The organism is Streptomyces griseus subsp. griseus (genome assembly GCF_000720255.1).
In the GTDB taxonomy this organism is placed as follows: domain Bacteria; phylum Actinomycetota; class Actinomycetes; order Streptomycetales; family Streptomycetaceae; genus Streptomyces; species Streptomyces griseus_I.
The window spans coordinates 205090-224173 of sequence record NZ_JOJE01000007.1 but is presented as its reverse complement, the minus strand read 5'-3'; the positions used below and the strand labels follow the sequence as shown (position 1 = coordinate 224173).

Annotated in this window: 15 protein-coding genes and 1 pseudogene; 7 read left to right on the top strand and 9 right to left on the bottom strand. The window is 71.1% G+C overall.

Annotated elements, in window-relative coordinates; translation table 11 throughout:
* Nucleotides 1-9 precede the first annotated feature (9 nt).
* Together IG99_RS13600 and idi are read left to right on the top strand one after the other, a co-directional pair.
* Nucleotides 10-945, top strand: coding sequence for a cation diffusion facilitator family transporter (locus tag IG99_RS13600; RefSeq protein ID WP_037673386.1), 936 nt, complete (start codon nt 10-12; stop codon nt 943-945).
* A gap of 196 nt (nt 946-1141) precedes the next feature.
* Nucleotides 1142-1735 carry an isopentenyl-diphosphate Delta-isomerase gene (idi, locus tag IG99_RS13595; RefSeq protein ID WP_037673384.1) on the top strand — a complete coding sequence of 198 codons (594 nt, stop codon included), beginning with the start codon at nt 1142-1144 and terminating at the stop codon, nt 1733-1735.
* A gap of 18 nt (nt 1736-1753) precedes the next feature.
* On the opposite strand, the gene IG99_RS13590 is transcribed toward idi, so the two are convergent.
* A complete protein-coding gene (locus IG99_RS13590; RefSeq protein WP_037673381.1) occupies nt 1754-2245 on the bottom strand; it encodes an ATP-binding protein in 492 nt (163 codons plus the stop codon).
* 170 nt (nt 2246-2415) lie between these two features.
* Nucleotides 2416-2997, bottom strand: coding sequence for an HdeD family acid-resistance protein (locus tag IG99_RS13585; RefSeq protein ID WP_037673378.1), 582 nt, complete (start codon nt 2995-2997; stop codon nt 2416-2418).
* Nucleotides 2998-3104: 107 nt separating this feature from the next.
* Between IG99_RS13585 and IG99_RS13580 the strand changes: the two genes are divergently transcribed.
* Complete coding sequence (locus tag IG99_RS13580) at nt 3105-3854, top strand: enoyl-CoA hydratase/isomerase family protein (protein ID WP_037673377.1); 750 nt, start codon at nt 3105-3107, stop codon at nt 3852-3854.
* Here IG99_RS13580 and IG99_RS13575 read toward each other — a convergent pair.
* Nucleotides 3847-4221: pseudogene (locus IG99_RS13575) on the bottom strand (DJ-1/PfpI family protein); the annotation flags it as partial. The gene IG99_RS13580 and the pseudogene IG99_RS13575 overlap by 8 nt on opposite strands.
* 242 nt (nt 4222-4463) lie before the next feature.
* Here IG99_RS13575 and IG99_RS51390 point away from each other — a divergent pair.
* Nucleotides 4464-4595, top strand: coding sequence for an LPFR motif small protein (locus IG99_RS51390; RefSeq protein WP_267882529.1), 132 nt, complete (start codon nt 4464-4466; stop codon nt 4593-4595).
* An 88-nt stretch (nt 4596-4683) separates the two neighbouring features.
* The gene (locus IG99_RS13570) at nt 4684-7128 is read left to right on the top strand and encodes a Tex family protein (RefSeq protein WP_037673375.1); all 2445 of its coding nucleotides are present in this window, start codon (nt 4684-4686) and stop codon (nt 7126-7128) included.
* 71 nt (nt 7129-7199) lie between these two features.
* Here the strand turns inward: IG99_RS13570 and IG99_RS13565 are convergent, their stop codons facing one another.
* Nucleotides 7200-8840 carry an ABC-F family ATP-binding cassette domain-containing protein gene (locus IG99_RS13565; RefSeq protein ID WP_037673372.1) on the bottom strand — a complete coding sequence of 547 codons (1641 nt, stop codon included), beginning with the start codon at nt 8838-8840 and terminating at the stop codon, nt 7200-7202.
* Nucleotides 8840-9904, bottom strand: a complete 1065-nt coding sequence (locus IG99_RS13560; protein ID WP_234311842.1) for an oxidoreductase — start codon at nt 9902-9904, stop codon at nt 8840-8842. Before IG99_RS13560 ends, IG99_RS13565 begins: the two co-directional genes overlap by 1 nt.
* 66 nt (nt 9905-9970) lie before the next feature.
* On the opposite strand from IG99_RS13560, the gene IG99_RS13555 reads away from it, so the two are divergent.
* Nucleotides 9971-10924, top strand: a complete 954-nt coding sequence (locus tag IG99_RS13555; RefSeq protein ID WP_037673370.1) for an FAD-dependent oxidoreductase — start codon at nt 9971-9973, stop codon at nt 10922-10924.
* Nucleotides 10925-10941: 17 nt separating this feature from the next.
* On the opposite strand, the gene IG99_RS13550 is transcribed toward IG99_RS13555, so the two are convergent.
* Nucleotides 10942-12891 (bottom strand): Xaa-Pro dipeptidyl-peptidase, encoded by a 1950-nt coding sequence (locus IG99_RS13550; RefSeq protein ID WP_037673584.1) that lies wholly within the window; start codon nt 12889-12891, stop codon nt 10942-10944.
* A gap of 172 nt (nt 12892-13063) precedes the next feature.
* Here IG99_RS13550 and IG99_RS13545 point away from each other — a divergent pair, with 172 nt between their 5' ends.
* A complete protein-coding gene (locus IG99_RS13545; RefSeq protein ID WP_037673367.1) occupies nt 13064-14557 on the top strand; it encodes a M1 family metallopeptidase in 1494 nt (497 codons plus the stop codon).
* A 77-nt stretch (nt 14558-14634) separates the two neighbouring features.
* Here the strand turns inward: IG99_RS13545 and IG99_RS13540 are convergent, their stop codons facing one another.
* From IG99_RS13540 to IG99_RS13530, 3 genes are all read right to left on the bottom strand, one after another.
* Nucleotides 14635-15123 carry a macro domain-containing protein gene (locus tag IG99_RS13540; protein ID WP_037673365.1) on the bottom strand — a complete coding sequence of 163 codons (489 nt, stop codon included), beginning with the start codon at nt 15121-15123 and terminating at the stop codon, nt 14635-14637.
* 78 nt (nt 15124-15201) lie between these two features.
* Nucleotides 15202-16671, bottom strand: coding sequence for an amino acid permease (locus IG99_RS13535; protein WP_037673582.1), 1470 nt, complete (start codon nt 16669-16671; stop codon nt 15202-15204).
* A 214-nt stretch (nt 16672-16885) separates the two neighbouring features.
* Nucleotides 16886-19063 carry a 3-hydroxyacyl-CoA dehydrogenase NAD-binding domain-containing protein gene (locus IG99_RS13530; RefSeq protein WP_037673364.1) on the bottom strand — a complete coding sequence of 726 codons (2178 nt, stop codon included), beginning with the start codon at nt 19061-19063 and terminating at the stop codon, nt 16886-16888.
* Nucleotides 19064-19084: the final 21 nt, after the last annotated feature.

Here is a 19084-nt window from a genome sequence, read left to right as displayed (position 1 = left end):
ACGCTTCCCATGGGGGCTGGGCACGATCACGGGCACGCGCACGTGCCGACGGGCGGTACGGCGACGGCGGCCTACCGCGGTCGGCTCCGTGTCGCGCTGTCGATCACGCTCACCGTCATGGTGGTCGAGATCGTCGGCGGCGTCCTCGCCGACTCGCTCGCCCTGGTCGCTGACGCGGCGCACATGGCGACGGACGCGCTGGGCCTGGGCATGGCCCTGCTCGCCATCCATGTCGCGAGCCGCCCGCCGACCGGGAACCGCACCTTCGGGTACGCCCGGGCCGAGATCCTCGCCGCGCTCGCCAACTGTGTGCTGCTGCTCGGCGTGGGCGGCTACGTCCTGTACGAGGCGATCCAGCGGTTCATCACCCCCGCGGGCACCGCGGGCGGCCTGACCGTGGTCTTCGGTGTGATCGGCCTGGTCGCCAACATGATCTCGCTGACGCTGCTGATGCGCGGCCAGAAGGACAGCCTGAACGTGCGGGGCGCCTTCCTGGAGGTGGCCGCGGACGCGCTGGGCTCGCTCGCAGTGATCATCTCCGCCGTCGTCGTCCTCACCACCGGCTGGGAGGCCGCCGACCCGATCGCCTCGCTGGTGATCGGCCTGATGATCGTGCCGCGCACTTGGAAGCTGCTGCGCGAGACCCTCGACGTGCTGCTGGAGGCGGCTCCGAAGGACGTCGACATGGCGGAGGTGCGGGCCCACATCCTCGCCCTGGAGGGCGTCGAGGACGTCCACGACCTGCACGCCTGGACGATCACCTCCGGCATGCCGGTGCTCTCGGCGCACGTCGTGGTGTCCTCCGACGCGCTGAACGCCATCGGCCACGAGAAGATGCTGCACGAGCTTCAGGGCTGCCTCGGCGACCACTTCGACGTCGAGCACTGCACGTTCCAGCTGGAGCCGCGCGGGCACGCGGAGCACGAGGCGCGACTCTGCCACTGAACCGGCACCGGCGGGGCGAGGACGGCACCTGCCGCCGACCGGCACGCCACCGACGGTTCCCGCTCCGTCACGCAGGGCACGATCTTCTACCGGGCCCCTCTTCCGGCGCCGGCCCGGTGACGCGTACCGCGAAGTGCCGGGAGTGCCGGTTTGGTACGGCAGACTTGGGGCGCGAAGACCGATGCGAAGGATGGGTATGCCGATCACACCTGCCACCGCGACGCACAGCTCGTCGAGCGGCACCGAGGACGCGATTTTGCTGGAGCTCGTCGATGAGAACGGTGTGACGATCGGCACCGCGGAGAAGCTCGCCGCGCATCAGCCACCCGGGCAACTGCACCGCGCCTTCTCGGTGTTCCTCTTCGACGAGCGGGGCCGGCTGCTGCTCCAGCAGCGCGCGCTCGGCAAGTACCACTCCCCCGGCGTGTGGTCGAACACCTGCTGCGGACACCCCTACCCCGGCGAGGCACCCTTCGCGGCGGCGGCCCGCCGGACGCACGAGGAACTCGGGGTCTCCCCTTCGCTGCTCGCCGAGGCGGGCACGGTCCGCTACAACCACCCGGACCCGGAATCCGGCCTGGTGGAGCAGGAGTACAACCACCTGTTCGTGGGCCTGGTGCAGTCCCCGCTGCGGCCGGACGAGGAGGAGGTCGGCGCGACGGCCTTCGTGACGCCGGCCGAGCTGGCCGAGCGCCACGCCAAGGACACGTTCTCGGCGTGGTTCACGACCGTCCTGGACGCGGCGCGCCCGGCGGTCCGGGAGCTGACCGGTCCCTCGGCGGGTTGGTGACCTGTCCGGCTGGACCGCTCAGGAGGGCAGGGCGGGTTTGAGCGGCATGGCGGCCCAGATCACCTTGCCGCCGCTCGACGTGTGCTCGACGTCGCACACCCCGCCCGCCTCGTGGGTGATCTCGCGCACCAGGAGCAGGCCGCGGCCACCGGTGCGGCCGTGGTCGGTCTCGAGGGCCGTCGGCCGGTAGGGGTGGTTGTCCTCCACGGACACCCGCACCCACTCGGCGCCGACGGCGACCTCCACGGCGAGCATCGGGGAGAGCAGTGCCGCGTGCCGGACGGCGTTGGTCACCAGCTCCGAGACGATCAGCAGGAGCCCTTGGGCCAGGTCGTCCGCGAGCGGCACGCCCTGGCGGTGCAGCAGGTCCCGCACGGCGTGCCGCGCCTGCGGGACCGAGGCGTCCACGGCGGGGGCGGTGAACCGCCAGACCCCCTCGTACGGCAGCGGCTGCGGCGGCCCGTGGTTCTCCATCGTCCGGTCGCCACCCTTGCGCTCGATTGTCACCACGAGACGAGTGTTGGTACCGCGCGCCCGCACACCCGAGAACTGAACAGAAGTCAGCGCATATCGAACGTTTCTGACCACTGGCGTATGACACGGTCAGTTGTGGGACCGCTCCTGTCCTGGCCACGCCGAGGTTGCGAACTCTTCCGCTTGTACGGGTTAGGGGCTGTCGTCTAGGTGTGGAGGCGGTCGGTGACCATGCCGACGATGCGGCGGCCTCCGAATCCGGTGGCCATCAGGCCGAGCCCGTCGAAGAGCAGCGCGAGGGAGAAGAAGCAGCCGATGACGTACTGGCTGCTGCTCGGCCAGTTCGCGAGCACCAGCACGCCCAGCAGCAGGTCGAAGGCGCCCAGCACGAGGGTCCAGCCGAACTGGGGCCCGCGCACCACGAGGCTGCCGACCACCCTGAAGAGGCCGGCGGTCAGGAACAGCAGCGCGGCGAACATGGTGAGGGCATCGGCGGCCTCGTCGGGCGAGCGGATGATCACCACACCCGCGGCGATGTTCAGGGCGGCGACGGCGGCTCCGAGCCAGAAGAAGTTGCTCCCGCGCGCCTGCACCGCGTGCAGCAGGCCGACGAAGCCACCGATCAGCAGCAGCCAGCCGAACAGGATCATCGAGGTGAGGGTGGCGACGCCGGTGTAGATCAGCCCGACGAGTCCCGCGATCACCAGCAGCACGCCGAGCGCGCCGATCCAGCTGAAGTCGCGCCGGAGCTTCTCCGCCTCGCCCTTGCGGCGGATGGACGTGACCATGGCCGCCTCCTCGGGTGTCTTTTCCTTCGGGTGCCCCTTGTCCTCGTGCCGTAACTCACCTCGGACGTCGTGATCACGGGCGCGGTCCGCCGGATAGCATCCGGCGCATGGAGCCGCAGCTGCTGCACAGCGTCGCCGACTCGGTCGCCACCGTCGTCGTCCACCATCCGGCCAAGCGCAACGCCATGACGGCCGCCATGTGGCGGGCGCTGCCGCCGCTCCTGCGGACCCTGGCCGCCGACCCCGGCGTACGGGCGATGGTGCTGACCGGTGCGGGCGACACCTTCTGCGCGGGGGCCGACATCTCCACGCTCCAGGGGTCACCCGACGAGGCGCAGCGGTTGGCCGTGGAGGCCGAGGAGGCCCTCGCCGCCTTCCCCAAGCCCACGCTGGCGGCGATACGGGGGCACTGCGTGGGCGGCGGCTCGCAGCTCGCCGCGGCCTGCGACCTGCGGTTCGCGGAGGAGGGGGCCCTGTTCGGGGTGACACCGGCGAAGCTCGGCATCGTGTATCCGGCGTCCTCCACGCGGCGACTCGCCTCGCTGGTGGGGCCCGCCACCACCAAGTACCTATTGTTCTCCGGTGAGTTGATCGACTCGGGGCGGGCGCTGCGGACCGGCCTGGTAGACGAGGTGCTGCCCGCCGGCGGGCTCGCCGAGCGCGTCGCGGAGTTCACGCGGGTCCTGGTGAGCCGCTCGCAGCTGACGCAGGCGGCGGCGAAGGAGTTCGCCGACGGACGCACCGACCGGGACGCCCACTGGGCCGCGCAGGCACGCGGCAGCGGCGACACCGCGGAGGGTGTCGCCGCGTTCCTTCAGCGCAGGCAGCCGCGCTTCACGTGGAGTGTGCCTACGTGAGGATGAAGCGGCTGCGCGCCCGGGGCGCGTCGACGGCGGCGGACGCCTTCACGGGGGATCCGGCGTCGTAGGGCGGCTGCGGGTCATACTCGGCGGCGAGCTGGACGGTCTGGGCGCGGACGTCGCCCGCGATCCGGCCGAGCAGGGTGAGGGCCATGTCGATGCCCGCGGAGACGCCGGCCGCGGTGACGTACTTGCCGCCGGTGACGACCCGCTCCCCCGTCGGCTCGGCGCCGAAGGGCTTCAGCTGGTCGAGTGCCGGCCAGGGGCTGGTGGCGCGGCGGCCGTCGCGGAGACCCGCGGCGGCCAGCAGTAGCGAGCCGGTGCACACGGAGGTCGTCCAGGTGCTGGTGGCGTCGGCGGCGCGGGCGCGGGCGGCGAGCGTCTCCACGGTCTGGACGCCGTCGAAGAGGACGACGAGAACGGTGCGCTGCGCCATGCGGACGATTCCTGACGGGTGACCGCATGGCCGCAATGACGGCTTTCCCGCTGTTCCTGCCATGGGAAGGGGCGGCGCGCGCATGATCGGACGCGGCCGAGGTACTCGGATCTTGTCCCGCCGCCACGGCGGGACGAGGAAGCGAAGACCAGCGAGGAAAGGTGAATTTCGTGTTCCGTGCGATCGCAGACGTGCTGCGCCAGATCGGTGGAGCGATAGCCACGGTGGTGACGCTCCCGTTCCGCGCCCTGGCCAGGCTGTTCGGCGGCGCCTCGTCCTCCGCCCACCGCGGCAGGGCCTGACCCGCCGTGTCCCCGCCCTGATCCCCGAGTGTCGGTCCGGCCTGCCACAATTGCCGCGCAACCTCAGTGGAGAAGGCGGTACGGGATCGTGACGACACCCGGATCCAATGGGTCCAACGGGCCCAGCGGGCCCATCAAGGCAGGGTCCATCGAAGGCAGGATCGCCGAGGAGCTCGGCGTACGGGAGCGGCAGGTGAAGGCCGCCGTCGAACTGCTCGACGGCGGTTCGACGGTGCCCTTCATCGCCCGCTACCGCAAGGAAGCGACCGAGATGCTCGACGACGCGCAGCTGCGCACGATCGAGGAGCGGCTGCGCTATCTGCGGGAGCTGGAGGAGCGGCGCGCGGCGATCCTGGAGTCGGTGCGCGAGCAGGGCAAGCTCACCGAGGAGCTGGAGGCGCAGATCCGGGGTGCCGAGACCAAGGCGCGCCTGGAGGACATCTACCTGCCGTACAAGCCCAAGCGGCGCACCAAGGCGCAGATCGCGCGGGAGGCGGGGCTGGAGCCGCTGGCGGAGGGGCTGCTCGGTGATCCGAGCGTCGATCCCCTCGCCGCGGCCGCCGCGTTCGTCGACGCGGACAAGGGCGTGGCCGATCCGCAGGCCGCCCTGGACGGGGCGCGGGCGATCCTCACCGAGCGGTTCTCGGAGGACGCCGACCTGATCGGTGAGGTGCGCGAGCGCATGTGGGCGCGCGGGCGGCTGGCGGCCAAGGTGCGGGACGGCAAGGAGGAGGCGGGCGCCAAGTTCGCCGACTACTTCGACTTCGCCGAGCCGTTCACCGAGCTGCCCTCACATCGCATCCTGGCGATGCTGCGGGGCGAGAAGGAGGAGGTCCTCGACCTCGTCCTGGAGCCGGAGGAGCCCTCCGAGCAGCCCGGGCCCTCGTCGTACGAGGCGATCGTCGCGTCCAGGTTCGGGATCGCCGACCGCGGGCGCCCCGGCGACAAGTGGCTCACGGACACGGTCCGCTGGGCCTGGCGCACCCGGATCCTCGTCCACCTCGGCATCGACCTGCGGCTGCGGCTGCGTACGGCCGCCGAGGACGAGGCGGTCAACGTCTTCGCCGCGAACCTCCGCGACCTGCTGCTCGCCGCCCCGGCCGGCACCCGCGCGACGCTGGGCCTCGACCCCGGTTTCCGTACGGGCGTGAAGGTCGCCGTGGTCGACGCGACCGGCAAGGTCGTCGCCACGGACGTGATCTACCCGCACGTCCCGGCCAACAAGTGGGACGAGGCGATCGCCAAGCTGGCGCGGCTCGCCAAGGAGCACGCGGTCGAGCTGGTCGCCATCGGCAACGGCACGGCGTCCCGCGAGACCGACAAACTGGCCGGTGAACTCATCACCAAGCACCCGGAGTTGCAGCTCACCAAGGTGATGGTGTCCGAGGCGGGCGCGTCCGTGTACTCGGCCTCCGCCTTCGCCTCGCAGGAGCTGCCCGACATGGACGTGTCGCTGCGCGGCGCGGTGTCGATCGCGCGCCGGCTGCAGGACCCGCTGGCCGAGCTGGTGAAGATCGACCCGAAGTCGATCGGCGTCGGCCAGTACCAGCACGACCTGTCCGAGGTGAAGCTGTCGCGCTCGCTGGACGCGGTGGTGGAGGACTGTGTGAACGGCGTGGGTGTCGACGTGAACACCGCGTCGGCGCCGCTGCTCGCCCGGGTCTCCGGGGTCACCTCCGGACTCGCCGAGAACATCGTGGCGCACCGCGACGCGAACGGCCCGTTCACCTCGCGCTCCCAGCTGAAGAAGGTGGCGCGGCTCGGCCCGAAGGCGTACGAGCAGTGCGCGGGCTTCCTCCGCATCCGGGGCGGGGACGACCCGCTGGACTCCTCCAGCGTGCACCCGGAGGCGTACCCGGTGGTGCGCCGGATGGTGAAGACCACGGGTCAGGAGGTGGCCTCGCTCATCGGGAACACCTCGGTGCTGCGCTCGCTGAAGCCGACCGAATTCGTCGACGAGACGTTCGGTCTGCCGACCGTGACCGACATCCTCAAGGAGCTGGAGAAGCCCGGACGCGACCCGCGGCCCGCCTTCAAGACGGCCACCTTCAAGGAGGGCGTGGAAAAGATCTCCGACCTGTCGTCCGGGATGGTCCTGGAGGGGGTGGTGACGAACGTGGCGGCCTTCGGCGCGTTCGTCGACGTCGGTGTCCACCAGGACGGGCTGGTGCACGTCTCCGCGATGTCGAAGACGTTCGTGAAGGACCCGCGGGACGTGGTGAAGCCCGGTGACATCGTCAAGGTGAAGGTCCTCGACGTCGACATCCCGCGCAAGCGGATCTCGCTGACGTTGCGGCTGGACGACGAGGCGCAGGACTCCGGCGGTGAGCGTCGACAGCAGCGGGGCGGGCGTCCGCCTCAGCAGCGGCAGCAGCAGCAGCGCCAGGGCGGCGGTGCGCGGCAGGGCGGCGGTGCGCGGCAGGGCGGCGGTGCGCGGCAGGGCGGCGGTGCGCGGCAGGCGCCTGCGCCGGCCAACAGCGCGATGGCCGACGCGTTGCGCAAGGCCGGGCTGCTCGATCCCGGGAAGCGCTGAGCGTTGCGGGGAACTGCGGGCCGGTTGTGGCTGGTCGCGCAGTTCCCCGCGCCCCTTTCGGGGCACTTCCCCTAGCGCTCGGTCACCTTGCCGTCCGCCACCTCCAGGCGGCGCGTGACCTGGACCGCGTCCAGCATCCGGCGGTCGTGGGTGACCAGCAGGAGCGTGCCCTCGTAGGCATCGAGGGCCGACTCCAGCTGCTCGATGGCCGGCAGGTCGAGGTGGTTGGTCGGCTCGTCGAGGACGAGGAGGTTGACACCCCGGCCCTGGAGCAGTGCCAGCGCCGCGCGGGTGCGCTCACCCGGGGAGAGGGTGGCGGCCGGGCGCACCACATGGTCCGACTTGAGGCCGAACTTCGCCAGCAGCGTGCGCACCTCGACGGGTTCCGTGTCGGGGACGGCGGCGCAGAAGGCGTCGAGCAGGGTCTCGGGGCCGTGGAAGAGCCCGCGTGCCTGGTCGACCTCGCCGACCAGCACACCGGAGCCCAGGGCCGCGTGCCCGGCGTCCACGGGGACACGGCCGAGGAGCGCGCCGAGGAGGGTCGACTTGCCGGCGCCGTTGGCCCCGGTCACCGCGACGCGGTCCGCCCAGTCGATCTGGAGCGAGACCGGCCCGAAGGTGAAGTCACCGCGCCGTACCTCGGCGTCCCGCAGCGTCGCCACGACCGCGCCGGAGCGGGGCGCCGACGCGATCTCCATGCGCAGCTCCCACTCCTTGCGCGGCTCCTCGACCACCTCCAGGCGTTCGATCATGCGCTGCGTCTGCCGGGCCTTCGCCGCCTGCTTCTCGCTCGCCTCGCTGCGGAACTTGCGGCCGATCTTGTCGTTGTCGTTGCCCGCCTTGCGCCGCGCGTTCTTCACGCCCTTGTCCATCCAGGAGCGTTGCGTCTGGGCTCGTTCCTGCAGGGCGGCCTTCTTGTCGGCGTACTCCTCGTAGTCGTCGCGGGCGTGCCGGCGGGCGGTGGCGCGCTCCTCCAGGTAGGCCTCGTAGCCGCCGCCGTAGAGGGTGACCCGCCGCTGGGCGGGGTCGAGTTCGAGGATCTTGGTGACGGTGCGGGTGAGGAACTCGCGGTCGTGGCTGACGACGACGGTGCCGGCGCGCAGGCCGCTCACGAAACGTTCGAGGCGCTCCAGGCCGTCCAGGTCGAGGTCGTTGGTGGGTTCGTCGAGCAGGAAGACGTCGTAGCGGGAGAGCAGCAGGGAGGCGAGTCCCGCGCGGGCCGCCTGACCGCCGGACAGGGAGGTCATCGGCTGGTCGAGGTCCACGCCCAGGCCCAGCGAGTCGGCGACCTCCTCCGCCCGCTCGTCGAGGTCGGCGCCGCCGAGGTCGAGCCAGCGCTCCAGGCTCGTCGCGTACGCGTCGTCGGCGCCCGGCGCCCCGTCGACGAGGGCCTGCGTCGCCTCGTCCATCACCCGCTGTGCCTCGTCGACACCGGTACGGCGCGCGAGGAACTCCCGCACGGTCTCCCCCGGCCGCCGCTCCGGCTCCTGCGGCAGATGCCCCACGCTCGCCGTCGGCGGGGAGAGCCTGAGCTCCCCCTCCTCCGGCGCGGTGAGCCCGGCGAGCAGCTTCAGCAGGGTGGACTTGCCCGCCCCGTTGGCACCGACCAGCCCGATCACGTCTCCGGGTGCGACGACGAGGTCGAGCCCGGAGAACAGGGAGCGGTCGCCGTGCCCGGCGGCGAGATTCTTGGCGACGAGGGTGGCAGTCATCAGGGGGCGATCCTAATGGCCGCCACTGCCGCTCCGGTGCTCAGCGGGTCATCGCCTCCACGTACCGTCCCCGTGGTCCGGACCACGACGTAGGACTCGCCCTTCACGGCCTTGGGGTCCAGGGGTATGTGGTGGCGGCCCGGGTCGAGGACGGCGTCGTGGAGGTCGTGGGTATGGGGGCGGGAGAGGCGGTCGAGGCGGTAGGCGGTGACGCGGACGCGGCAGGAGGAGGTCACCTCGATTTCGGCGGCGCCCTCGGCGGCGACCAGACCGACGAGGCGACGCTGTTCGGGCGGCCGGCGGTCGAGCGCGCCCTCGATCTGGGCGACCAGGAGCGGGACGATGGGGGCGAGTCCGTCCACGTGGGCCACGTCGACTCCGGCGCGGGCGAAGGAGTCGCGTACGGCGGCCCGTTCCTCCTCGCCGACGGCGCTGCCGAGGACGACCGCGCCGTAGGCGCGCAGTTCGTCGGCGGTGACACCGTTCGCGTCGTGGGCGATGTCCGCGCCGATGCCGATGGTGCGCAGCGCCGCCGCGAGTTTGGCGAGGAGGGCGACCCGGGCGCCGATCAGCAGCACGCGGCGGCGGTCGGTGGTGCGGGCCGTGTCGTCCAGCAGGGCGCCGAGCGCAGCGCGGTACTCCTCGCCGTGGAAGCGGAAGGGGCCGAGGCCGTGGTAGCCGTTGAGCTCCAGGTCGGCGTGGTCGTCGGTCTGCCAGGCGAAGTCCCGCCAGACGTAGTCGTCGTCGTGCCGTTCGATGAGCGCGGTGACGGCACCGCAGCCGAGGTCCTCGCACTCGGGGCAGCCGTAGACGACGTAGCGTCCGCCGGGCAGCGGCGGGTCGGCCTCCAGGAGGAGGGCGCGAACCTGTGCGGTGAAGATGGCCGGCGGTACGTCGGAGGCCAGTGGGGAGACGGCGTCGAGGTCGGAGAGCCGGAACAGCAGTGGGCGCCCGTCGACGATGAAGTCCAGGAAGTCCCGGTGGACCTGGACGCCACCGTCCGCGAGAACCCCACCGGCGCGCATCGCCGGTGCCAGGCCGAAGGTCGCGTACTCGGCAGACATGCTGTGAGTATCCCCAGGAAGGGGGCGAGGTGAGCACGGCGTGACATGTTCGGCTAACGTCCCCGCGTGACGAGCGAACAGAGTGGCGACGTGGTGGTCGTCGGTGGCGGTGTCATCGGCCTGACGACGGCCGTCGTCCTGGCGGAGCGCGGCCGGCGGGTGCGGGTGTGGACGCGGGATCCGGTGGAGCGGACCACCTCGGTGGTCGCGGGTGCGCTGTGGTGGCCCTACCGCATCGCTCCGGTGGCCTCGGCGCGGCAGTGGGCGCTGCGGTCCCTCGACGTGTACGAGGAGCTGGCGCTGCGCCCGGACGAGACCGGGGTACGCATGGTCGAAGGGGTACAGGGCGAGACGGAGCCGGACGAGGTCGGTGAGTGGGCGGCGGGCAGGCTGCCCGGGGTGCGGGCGTCGTCGGCGGACGAGTACGCGGGGTCGGGCGTGTGGGCGCGGTTGCCGCTGATCGACATGCCGGTCCATCTGCCGTGGCTGCGGGAGCGGTTGCTGAGGGCGGGCGGCACGGTGGAGGAGCGTCCGGTCGCCGCTCTCCCGGAGGTCGCGGCGCCGGTGGTGGTCAACTGCACCGGGCTGGGCGCCCGGGACCTGGTGCCTGACCCGTCCGTGTGGCCGGTGCGGGGGCAGTTGGTCGTCGTGGAGAACCCCGGGATCGACACCTGGGTCGTCTCCAGCGCGCCGGACGGCACGACCGCGTACCTGTTCCCGCAGCCCGGACGGCTGGTTCTCGGCGGGACGGCGGACGACAACGCCTGGTCGCTGGAGCCGGACCCCGAGGTGGCCGAGGCGATCGTCCGGCGGTGCGCCGCGCTGCGGCCGGAGATCGCCGGGGCACGGGTCCTCGAACACCGGGTGGGGCTGCGGCCCGCCCGGCCGACGGTCCGTCTGGAGCGCGAGGTGCTGCCGGACGGGCGGGTGTGCGTGCACAACTACGGACACGGCGGTGCCGGGGTGACGGTCGCCTGGGGCTGCGCGGAGGAGGCGGCCGCACTGGCCGCCTCCTCCTGACTGCTGGATCCCGATTCCTACCGGCCCGGAACGCGGTCAGCGCGCGACGGAGCCCGTACGCCGTCCAGGACCGTTGCCTCGTCAGGTGCCGTTCGTGATCCGGCCGTGGCGTCGGCGAAGGCCTTCGCGCCGCCGACCAGGGGGACCTTGGCTAAGGTGCGGGACAGGTCGAGGGTGAGGGCGGGGGTGGTGGACGGGGGGTCGATGAGGTCCTTGTCCGTGCCCGCGACGATCAGTGCGAGGCGGTGGCCCCGGGGGACGACATGGTCGGTGGCGGCCAGGTCGAGGGTGATGGTGTAGGCCCTGCCCGGGGTGAGCGGCTCCCCGCGGAGGTCGGAGGCGTGGTTGCCGAGGTCGGCCCAGCCACGGCTGACGATCGTGTGGTCGACGGCGGCTGTCTTCGCCGCGGTCTTCTTGAAGCAGGCGCTGTCGCCGGGCGTGCTCGCGCCCCAGCAGGTGCGGTCGGTGAGGGTGGTGATGCCCTCGGCGGCGTCGGCGTAGTCGCGGATGGTGTCCGGGCCGAGGTCGACGAGGACGGCGCTCAGGTGGGCCGTCGTGGTGCTGGGGGTCGCGGTGACGGTGACCTTGGAGGAGCCGGACAGACGCAGGTCCCGGGTGAGGGGCCCGGTGGTGAAGCCGGCCTTGTCGGAGGTCGGGGTGTCGATCCGCGCGGCCCAGTCGGTCTCGCCGAGCCTGGGGTCGTCGGTGAAGGTCTCGCTGCCAGTGGCCTTGCGCAGGCCCAGCGTGCCGACGCCCGGCTGGGTGCCCGGGGCCGGGCGCAGGGTGGTGGTGTCCGTGCCGCGCGGCGGCCAGGACTTCGAGGTGACCCACTGATCGGGGTGGCGCTCGATGTCGGCCACGGGTTCCCGGTCGATGCCGTTGTCGTATCCCAGCAGTTCGTGGTCGAACCAGCGGTGCAGGGTGTCGACCCAGGTGGCGCGGCGGAAGTCGAACGGGTCGACGTGGCCGGTCTGGGAGAGCCAGATCTTGCGCTCCACACCGCTCCTGCCGAGGGCGTCCCACCATTGGCCGACGTGCTTCATCCGCACGTTGAGGTCCTGCATGCCGTGGATCAGGAAGACACTCGCCCTGACCTTGTTCGCGGCCTTCACGTAGTTCCGCTCGGTCCACAGCGGCGTCCAGTCACCGGTGCGCGGGGCACCGTCGACGAGCTTGTGCTGGACGGCGGCGCACTTGGCGCGGGCGTCGGGACTGTCGACGTAGTTCGACAGCCAGTCGGGGCCGGAGTCGTACAGCGGGGCGCCCTGCTGGAAGTAGTAGTCGTACCAGGAGGAGATGGCGCTGATCGGGACGATGGTCCTCAGTCCCTCGACCCCGGTGGCGGCGACACCGTTGGCGATGGTGCCGTCCCAGCTCTTGCCGATCATTCCGGTGCGGCCGTTGGTCCAGCCGGCCTTGACGCGGGTGCCGCCGGTGCGGGTGGTGTACGCCTTGGCGCGGCCGTTCAGCCAGTCGACGACGGCCTTGGCGGACTGGATGTCGGAGCGGCCGCCGACGTCGACGCAGCCGTCGGAGCGATTGGTTCCGGACAGGTCCACGGCGACGAACGCGTAGCCGCGCGGCACGAAGTAGTTGTCGTAGAAGAGCGGCGCCTGGACGACGTTGCCGGCCGCGTCGTACGTCTTCTTCTGGCTCTCGTTCCCGCGGCCGCAGCAGGAGTAGTAAGGGCTGGCGTCCATGATGACCGGGATCTTCCGGCCCCGCTGGGCGGGTTCGCGGGGGCGGACGATGTCGGCGGCGACCCGGTCGGTGCTGCCGTCGCCGTCGGTGTCGAGGCCGGTGTCCACCCAGACGGCCTCGCGGACGGCGTTGTCGTAGGAGTAGACCGGCCTGCTCTCGCGGGGGCCGGCCTGGGCCGCGGCGGGGGTGAGGAACGCGGCCACGAGCAGGGTGATGACCGTGGTCGCGAGCGTTCTCGAGGTCGTCAATCGCGTGCGTTTCGGCATGCGCGGACGGTACATCGGTCAACTCCCCTGCAAAAGGAGGCATCTGAGGGGGCGTCGGGTTCGTGACGGCCGAATGGCGATCGTGTGACAGGGGGCGTTGTGGACACGCCAGGAGCCACAGGGTCTGAATAGGCTTCACACAGACTTGTCGCCCCTACGACTTGGAGCTTTCGTGCACCGCAGAATCATCGCGCCGGGCGCACTCGCTGCCGCTTCCCTGTTGCTGGCGATCCCGGCATCGGCCGCGAGTCACACTCCTGGCGCGCCGGGCATCGGCGACCCCTACTACCCGGACTACGGCAACGGCGGCTACGACGTCTCCCACTACGACCTGCGGCTGAAGTACCAGCCCGCCACGGACGAACTGGAGGGCACCGCGACGCTGCTGGCCCGCACGACACAGGATCTGTCCCGGTTCGATCTGGACTTCCTGCTGGACGTCGAGGAGGTCCGGGTCAACGGCGCGAAGGCGTCGTTCTCGACGTCGGGTGAGCACGAGCTGGAGATCACGCCGAAGACCCCGCTGGACAAGGGCACGGCCATCACCGTCGTGGTGCGCTACCGCGGGGTGCCGTCGTCGAAGCAGGCGTACGGCTTCACGAGCTGGCACCGCACACCGGACGGCGGGGTTGCCGCGAACGAGCCCGAGGCGGCCTGGTGGTGGTTCCCGAGCAACGACCACCCGCTCGACAAGGCCACCTACGACGTGTCCGTGCTGGTCCCCGACGGCTCGCAGGCCATCTCCAACGGCACCCTTCAGTCGTCGAGTTCCCGTGCCGGGTGGACCCGCTACAACTGGCGCTCCAACAAGCCGCAGGCCACGTATCTGGCCACGCTCGCGGTGGGGAAGTTCGACGTCACCACCGGGACGACGGAGAGCGGCATCCCGGTCGTCAACGCCTACAGCAAGGACCTGGGCGACAACTACGGCGCGGCGCGGGCGAGCGTCGAGCGGACCGGGGAGATCGCCGACTGGCTGGCCGGGTACTACGGGCCGTACCCCTTCAACGCGCTCGGCGGGTACGTGCCGAACACGACCACCGGGTACGCGCTGGAGACGCAGACCCGGCCGTACTACAGCCCGCGGCAGTTCGCGAACGGGACCAACACCTCCGTGGTCGTGCACGAGCTGGCCCACCAGTGGTACGGCGACCTGGTGTCCGTCGCCGGCTGGAAGGACATCTGGATCAACGAGGGCTTCGCGCGGTACGCGCAGTGGCTGTGGTCCGAGCACGAGGACGAGGGCACGGCCCAGGAGCTCGCGGACTACGTCTACGCCTCGCACCCGGCCGACGACCCGTTCTGGACGGTCGAGCCGGGTGACCCGGGCCCTGAGCACCAGTTCGACAGCGCGGTCTACGACCGGGGAGCGCTGGCCCTGCAGGCGCTGCGCAACGAGATCGGCGACGAGGCGTTCTTCGCCGTGCTGAAGGGCTGGCCGAAGAAGTACGCGTACGGCAACGCGACGGTCGCCGACTTCCGGGCGTACGCCGAGGCGGTCTCCGGGCAGCAGTTGGGCGGGCTGTTCGACACCTGGCTGTTCCAGCCGTCGAAGCCGGCGGCTCCCGCGGCGGCCGGGGCGTCCATCGCCAAGACGTCGGCCGAGCCGCGGCAGCCGAAGTCATGGCAGAAGATCGCGGCGACGAACTCGGTGCACGGGCACTGAGATCCGGTCCACCTGTGTGCGGCCCGGGGCGCGGGCTCCGGGCCGCACCGGGCCCGCTGGGCCTGCTCGGCCGCGGCTCACCCGGCGCCCTCCCCGTGGTCGTACACCGTCACGGCGACGCCCCGCCGCACCAGACGCTCGGTGATCAGCGGCTCGACGTGGGACCACTTCCCGCCGGCGAGGCCGCAGCCTATCCGGGGCATGTGCACGGAGGCGTCGAGGGCGAGGGCCTCGTCGGCCAGGCGGGTCAGCGCGGTGTCGATGGCCTCGTAGCGGACGGGGACGCCCTTGCTGCCCGTCCGGATGCCCCGCTGGCCGATCATGTTGGCCACCCACACGTCCCGCTCGACCTGGATCATCTGGAGCGCGCCGAGCCCGAAGTCGTTGGAGGCGCGGGCGCGGTGCCAGGCGCGGTACGCCTCCTCGGACTGCGGCCAGCGGCGCGACAGCGCCACGACGAAACCCTTGCCCCATCCCCCGATGTCGTTGCAGACATGGGCGATCACCTTGACGCCCTTGACCGACGGCGCGCCGGCGTCACCCTTGACGTACGTGATCTCCGACATGGCGCCACCGTAGGCGGTGCCACTGACATCGATGCTGATCCTCAGGTTCCGGTGGTCGTGGCCAGTGGCCGTGGCCCGCTACTTCGTGAGGTCGGAGAGTTCCTGGTCGGCGGTCTCGGTGACCCTGCGGCGGATCCCGAACCAGCCGGCGACGAGGGCGACGGCGATGACGGGGACGAGCAGGAGGGTCCTGCGGCCGACCTCGGGGTCGTTCCACATCAGACCCAGCACGGCCAGCAGGAAGGTGATCGTCGTGATCTCCGTGACCGGGCTGCCCGGCAGCCGGAAGGAGGGCCGGGCGACCAGCCCGGAGTTGGCACGGCGCACGAAGACCAGGTGACAGATCATGATGATCACCCAGGTGCTGACGACGCCGAGCGAGGCGATGTTCAGCACGATCTCGAAGGCCTGGCTCGGCACCAGGTAGTTCAGGCCGACACCCAGCACGCACACCGCGCAGGTGAGCAGGATGCCGCCGTAGGGGACCTGGCTGCGGTTCATGCGGGCGGTGAACTTGGGGGCGGAGCCCGCCATCGCCATGGAGCGCAGGATACGGCCGGTGGAGTACAGGCCCGAGTTCAGGGACGACATCGCGGCCGTCAGGACGACCAGGTTCATCACGTCGCCGGCGGCCGGGATGCCGATCTTCGACAGGACCGTGACGAAGGGGCTCTGGTCGCCCGAGTAGACCGAGCCAGGCAGCAGCAGGGCGAGCAGGACGACCGAGCCGACGTAGAACAGGCCGACCCGCCACATGATCGAGTTCACCGCGCGCGGGACGACCTTCTCCGGCTCCGCGGTCTCGCCCGCGGCGACGCCGACCAGCTCCAGGGCGGCGTACGCGAAGATCACGCCCTGCATGACGAGGACGACGGGCATCACGCCGTGCGGGAAGACCCCGCCGTTTCCGGTGATCACGTGCAGGCCGGGCGTGGAGCCGTCCACGTCGTGCTGGGTGGCGAGCAGGAAGATGCCGATCAGCATGAAGCCGACGAGTGTGGCGACCTTGATGATCGCGAACCAGAACTCCATCTCGCCGAAGTACTTCACCGAGATCAGGTTGACCGCGAGGACGACGGCGAGCGCGATCAGGGCGAGCAGCCACTGGGGGACGCTCGTGAACAAGCTCCAGTAGTGCGTGTAGAGCGCGATCGCGGTGATGTCGGCGATGCCGGTCGTCGACCAGTTCAGGAAGTACATCCAGCCGGCGACATAGGCGCCCTTCTCACCGAGGAACTCGCGCGCGTACGACACGAAGGAGCCGGACGACGGGCGGTACAGAACCAGCTCGCCCAGGGCCCGCACGACGAAGAAGGCGAAGACCCCGCAGACGAGGTAGGCCAGCGCGAGCGCGGGGCCCGCGCTGTGCAGACGGCCGCCCGCGCCGAGGAACAGCCCGGTGCCGATCGCGCCGCCGATGGCGATCATGTTGACGTGGCGGTGCTTGAGGGCCTTGCTGTAACCGGCGTCGCCCGCGTCGGCGGGCGTCGCGGGCGCCTGCGGAGGGGCGGCTACCTGTGCCGAATGCGCGGTGTCCTTGCTGCTCACGGTGGGTACCACTCTCTGGTGCGCCCCGAGCGGGGTTTCCCTCGGGTGTCCTGACGTGACTCGGCCCGTACCACCGTGTCGGCGGTACGGACCGATTGCGCACCTTCCCTGCGGCACCAGTCACATGCGGTAATTCACGTCACGTGGCGTTCCTTCTCACACGGTCCTCACTCGGCGGTCCGCGCTCAGCGGGTCCTCACTCAGCGGTCCTCACTCAGCGCGCGTCCGTGAAGGTCTCGCCCTTCTCCGCCTTGTCCACCAGCAGGGCGGGCGGGGTGAAGCGGTCGCCGTAGCGTGCGGCGAGCTCACGCGCGCGGGCCACGAAACCGGGCAGGCCACCGTCGTAGCCATTGATGTACTGCAGGACGCCGCCGGTCCAGCCGGGGAAGCCGATGCCGAAGATCGAGCCGATGTTGGCGTCGGCCACGGACGTCAGGACACCCTCTTCGAGGAGCCTGACGGTGTCGAGGGCCTCGGAGAAGAGCATGCGTTCCCGCATGTCCTCGAAGGGGATCTCGGCGCCCTCACGGGTGAAGTGCTCGCGCAGCCCCGGCCAGAGTCCGGCCCGCTTCCCGTCCTCGCCGTACTCGTAGAAGCCGGCGCCGCCGCTGCGGCCGGTGCGGCCGAACTCGTCGACCATGCGGTCGATGACGGCCTCGGCGGGGTGCGTCTGCCAGGTGCCGCCCGCCTCCTCGACGGCGCGCTTGGACTCGCCGCGGATCTTGCGCGGGAGGGTGAGCGTCAGTTCGTCCATCAGGGAGAGCACCTTGGCCGGGTAGCCCGCCTGCGCCGCCGCCTGTTCCACGGAGGCGGGCTCGATGCCCTCGCCGACCATGGCCACGCCCTCGTTGATGAAGTGCCCGATGACCCGTGAGGTGAAGAAGCCGCGCGAGTCGTTGACGACGATCGGCGTCTTCTTGATCTGCCGGACCAGGTCGAAGGCGCGCGCGAGCGCCTCCTCGCCGGTGCGCTCGCCCTTGATGATCTCGACGAGCGGCATCTTGTCGACGGGCGAGAAGAAGTGCAGCCCGATGAAGTCGCCCTGGCGGTCCACGCCTTCGGCGAGGGCGGTGATGGGGAGCGTGGAGGTGTTGGAGCACAGCAGCGCGTCCGGCGCGACGATGTGCTGGATCTCCTGGAAGACCTTGTGCTTCAGGGAGGTGTCCTCGAACACCGCCTCGATGACGGCGTCACAGCCGGCCAGGTCCTGCGGGTCGGCGGTGGGTGTGATGCGGGCGAGCAGCGCGTCGGCCTTCTCCTGGCTGGTACGGCCCCGGGAGACGGCCTTGGCGCAGAGCGTCTCGGAGTACCCCTTGCCCTTGAGGGCCGCTTCCAGGGAGACGTCCTTGAGGACCACCTCGATGCCCGCGCGGGCGCACGCGTAGGCGATGCCGGCGCCCATCATGCCCGCACCCAGGACCGCGGCCTTGCGGACTTGGCGCGGCTCGACGTTCTTCGGGCGGTTGGCGCCGGAGTTGACAGCCTGGAGGTCGAAGAAGAAGGCCTGGATCATGTTCTTCGAGGTCTGGCCGGCGGCCAGCTCCACGAAGTAGCGGGCCTCGATGACCTGCGCGGTGTCGAAGTCGACCTGGGAGCCCTCCACAGCGGCCGCGAGGATGTTGCGCGGGGCCGGGTAGGGCGCGCCGTTGGTCTGCTTGCGCAGGGTGGCCGGGAAGGCGGGCAGGTTCGCCGCGAACTTGGGGTTCGCCGGGGTGCCGCCGGGGATGCGGTAGCCCGGCTTGTCCCAGGGCTGTTGTGACTCGGGGTTGGCGTCGATGAAGGCGCGGGCCTTGGCGAGCATGTCCTCGGGCGTGTCGGCCACCTCGTGGACCAGGCCGTTGTCCAGGGCGCGCCGGGGGCTGTACTGGGTGCCCTGGAGGAGGACCTTGAGGAGGGCGTCGGCGATGCCCAGCAGCCGTACGGTGCGCACGACACCGCCGCCGCCGGGGAGCAGGCCGAGGGTGACCTCGGGGCAGCCGATCTTCGAGCCGGGTGCGTCGAGGGCGACCCGGTGGTGGCAGGCGAGGGCGAGTTCGTAGCCGCCACCCAGGGCGGCGCCGTTGATCGCGGCGACGACCGGCTTGCCGAGGGTCTCGATGCGGCGCAGGTTGCGCTTGATCTCCATGCCGCCGTCGAACAGTTCCTGGGCGGTCTCGGGTGTGACGCGGATCAGGTCGCGCAGGTCGCCGCCGGCGAAGAAGGTCTTCTTGGCGGAGGTGATGATGACACCCCGGATGGTGTCCTTCTCGGCCTCCAGGCGGTCGGTGATCACCGCGAGCGACTCGCGGAACGCCTGGTTCATCGTGTTCGCGGACTGGTCGGGGTCGTCGATGAGGAGGGTGACGAGGCCGGTGCGGTCCTGTTCCCAGCGGATGGTGGTGCTCTGAGTCATGACAGGGTCTCCGTAGAAGTC

Coding starts and splice junctions, on each gene's coding strand:
- IG99_RS13600 (WP_037673386.1), top strand. CDS start 10: ATGGGGGCTGGGCACGATCACGGGCACGCGCACGTGCCGACGGGCGGT.
- idi (WP_037673384.1), top strand. CDS start 1,142: ATGCCGATCACACCTGCCACCGCGACGCACAGCTCGTCGAGCGGCACC.
- IG99_RS13585 (WP_037673378.1), bottom strand. CDS start 2,997: ATGGTCACGTCCATCCGCCGCAAGGGCGAGGCGGAGAAGCTCCGGCGC.
- IG99_RS13580 (WP_037673377.1), top strand. CDS start 3,105: ATGGAGCCGCAGCTGCTGCACAGCGTCGCCGACTCGGTCGCCACCGTC.
- IG99_RS13565 (WP_037673372.1), bottom strand. CDS start 8,840: ATGACTGCCACCCTCGTCGCCAAGAATCTCGCCGCCGGGCACGGCGAC.
- IG99_RS13560 (WP_234311842.1), bottom strand. CDS start 9,904: ATGTCTGCCGAGTACGCGACCTTCGGCCTGGCACCGGCGATGCGCGCC.
- IG99_RS13550 (WP_037673584.1), bottom strand. CDS start 12,891: ATGCCGAAACGCACGCGATTGACGACCTCGAGAACGCTCGCGACCACG.
- IG99_RS13540 (WP_037673365.1), bottom strand. CDS start 15,123: ATGTCGGAGATCACGTACGTCAAGGGTGACGCCGGCGCGCCGTCGGTC.
- IG99_RS13530 (WP_037673364.1), bottom strand. CDS start 19,063: ATGACTCAGAGCACCACCATCCGCTGGGAACAGGACCGCACCGGCCTC.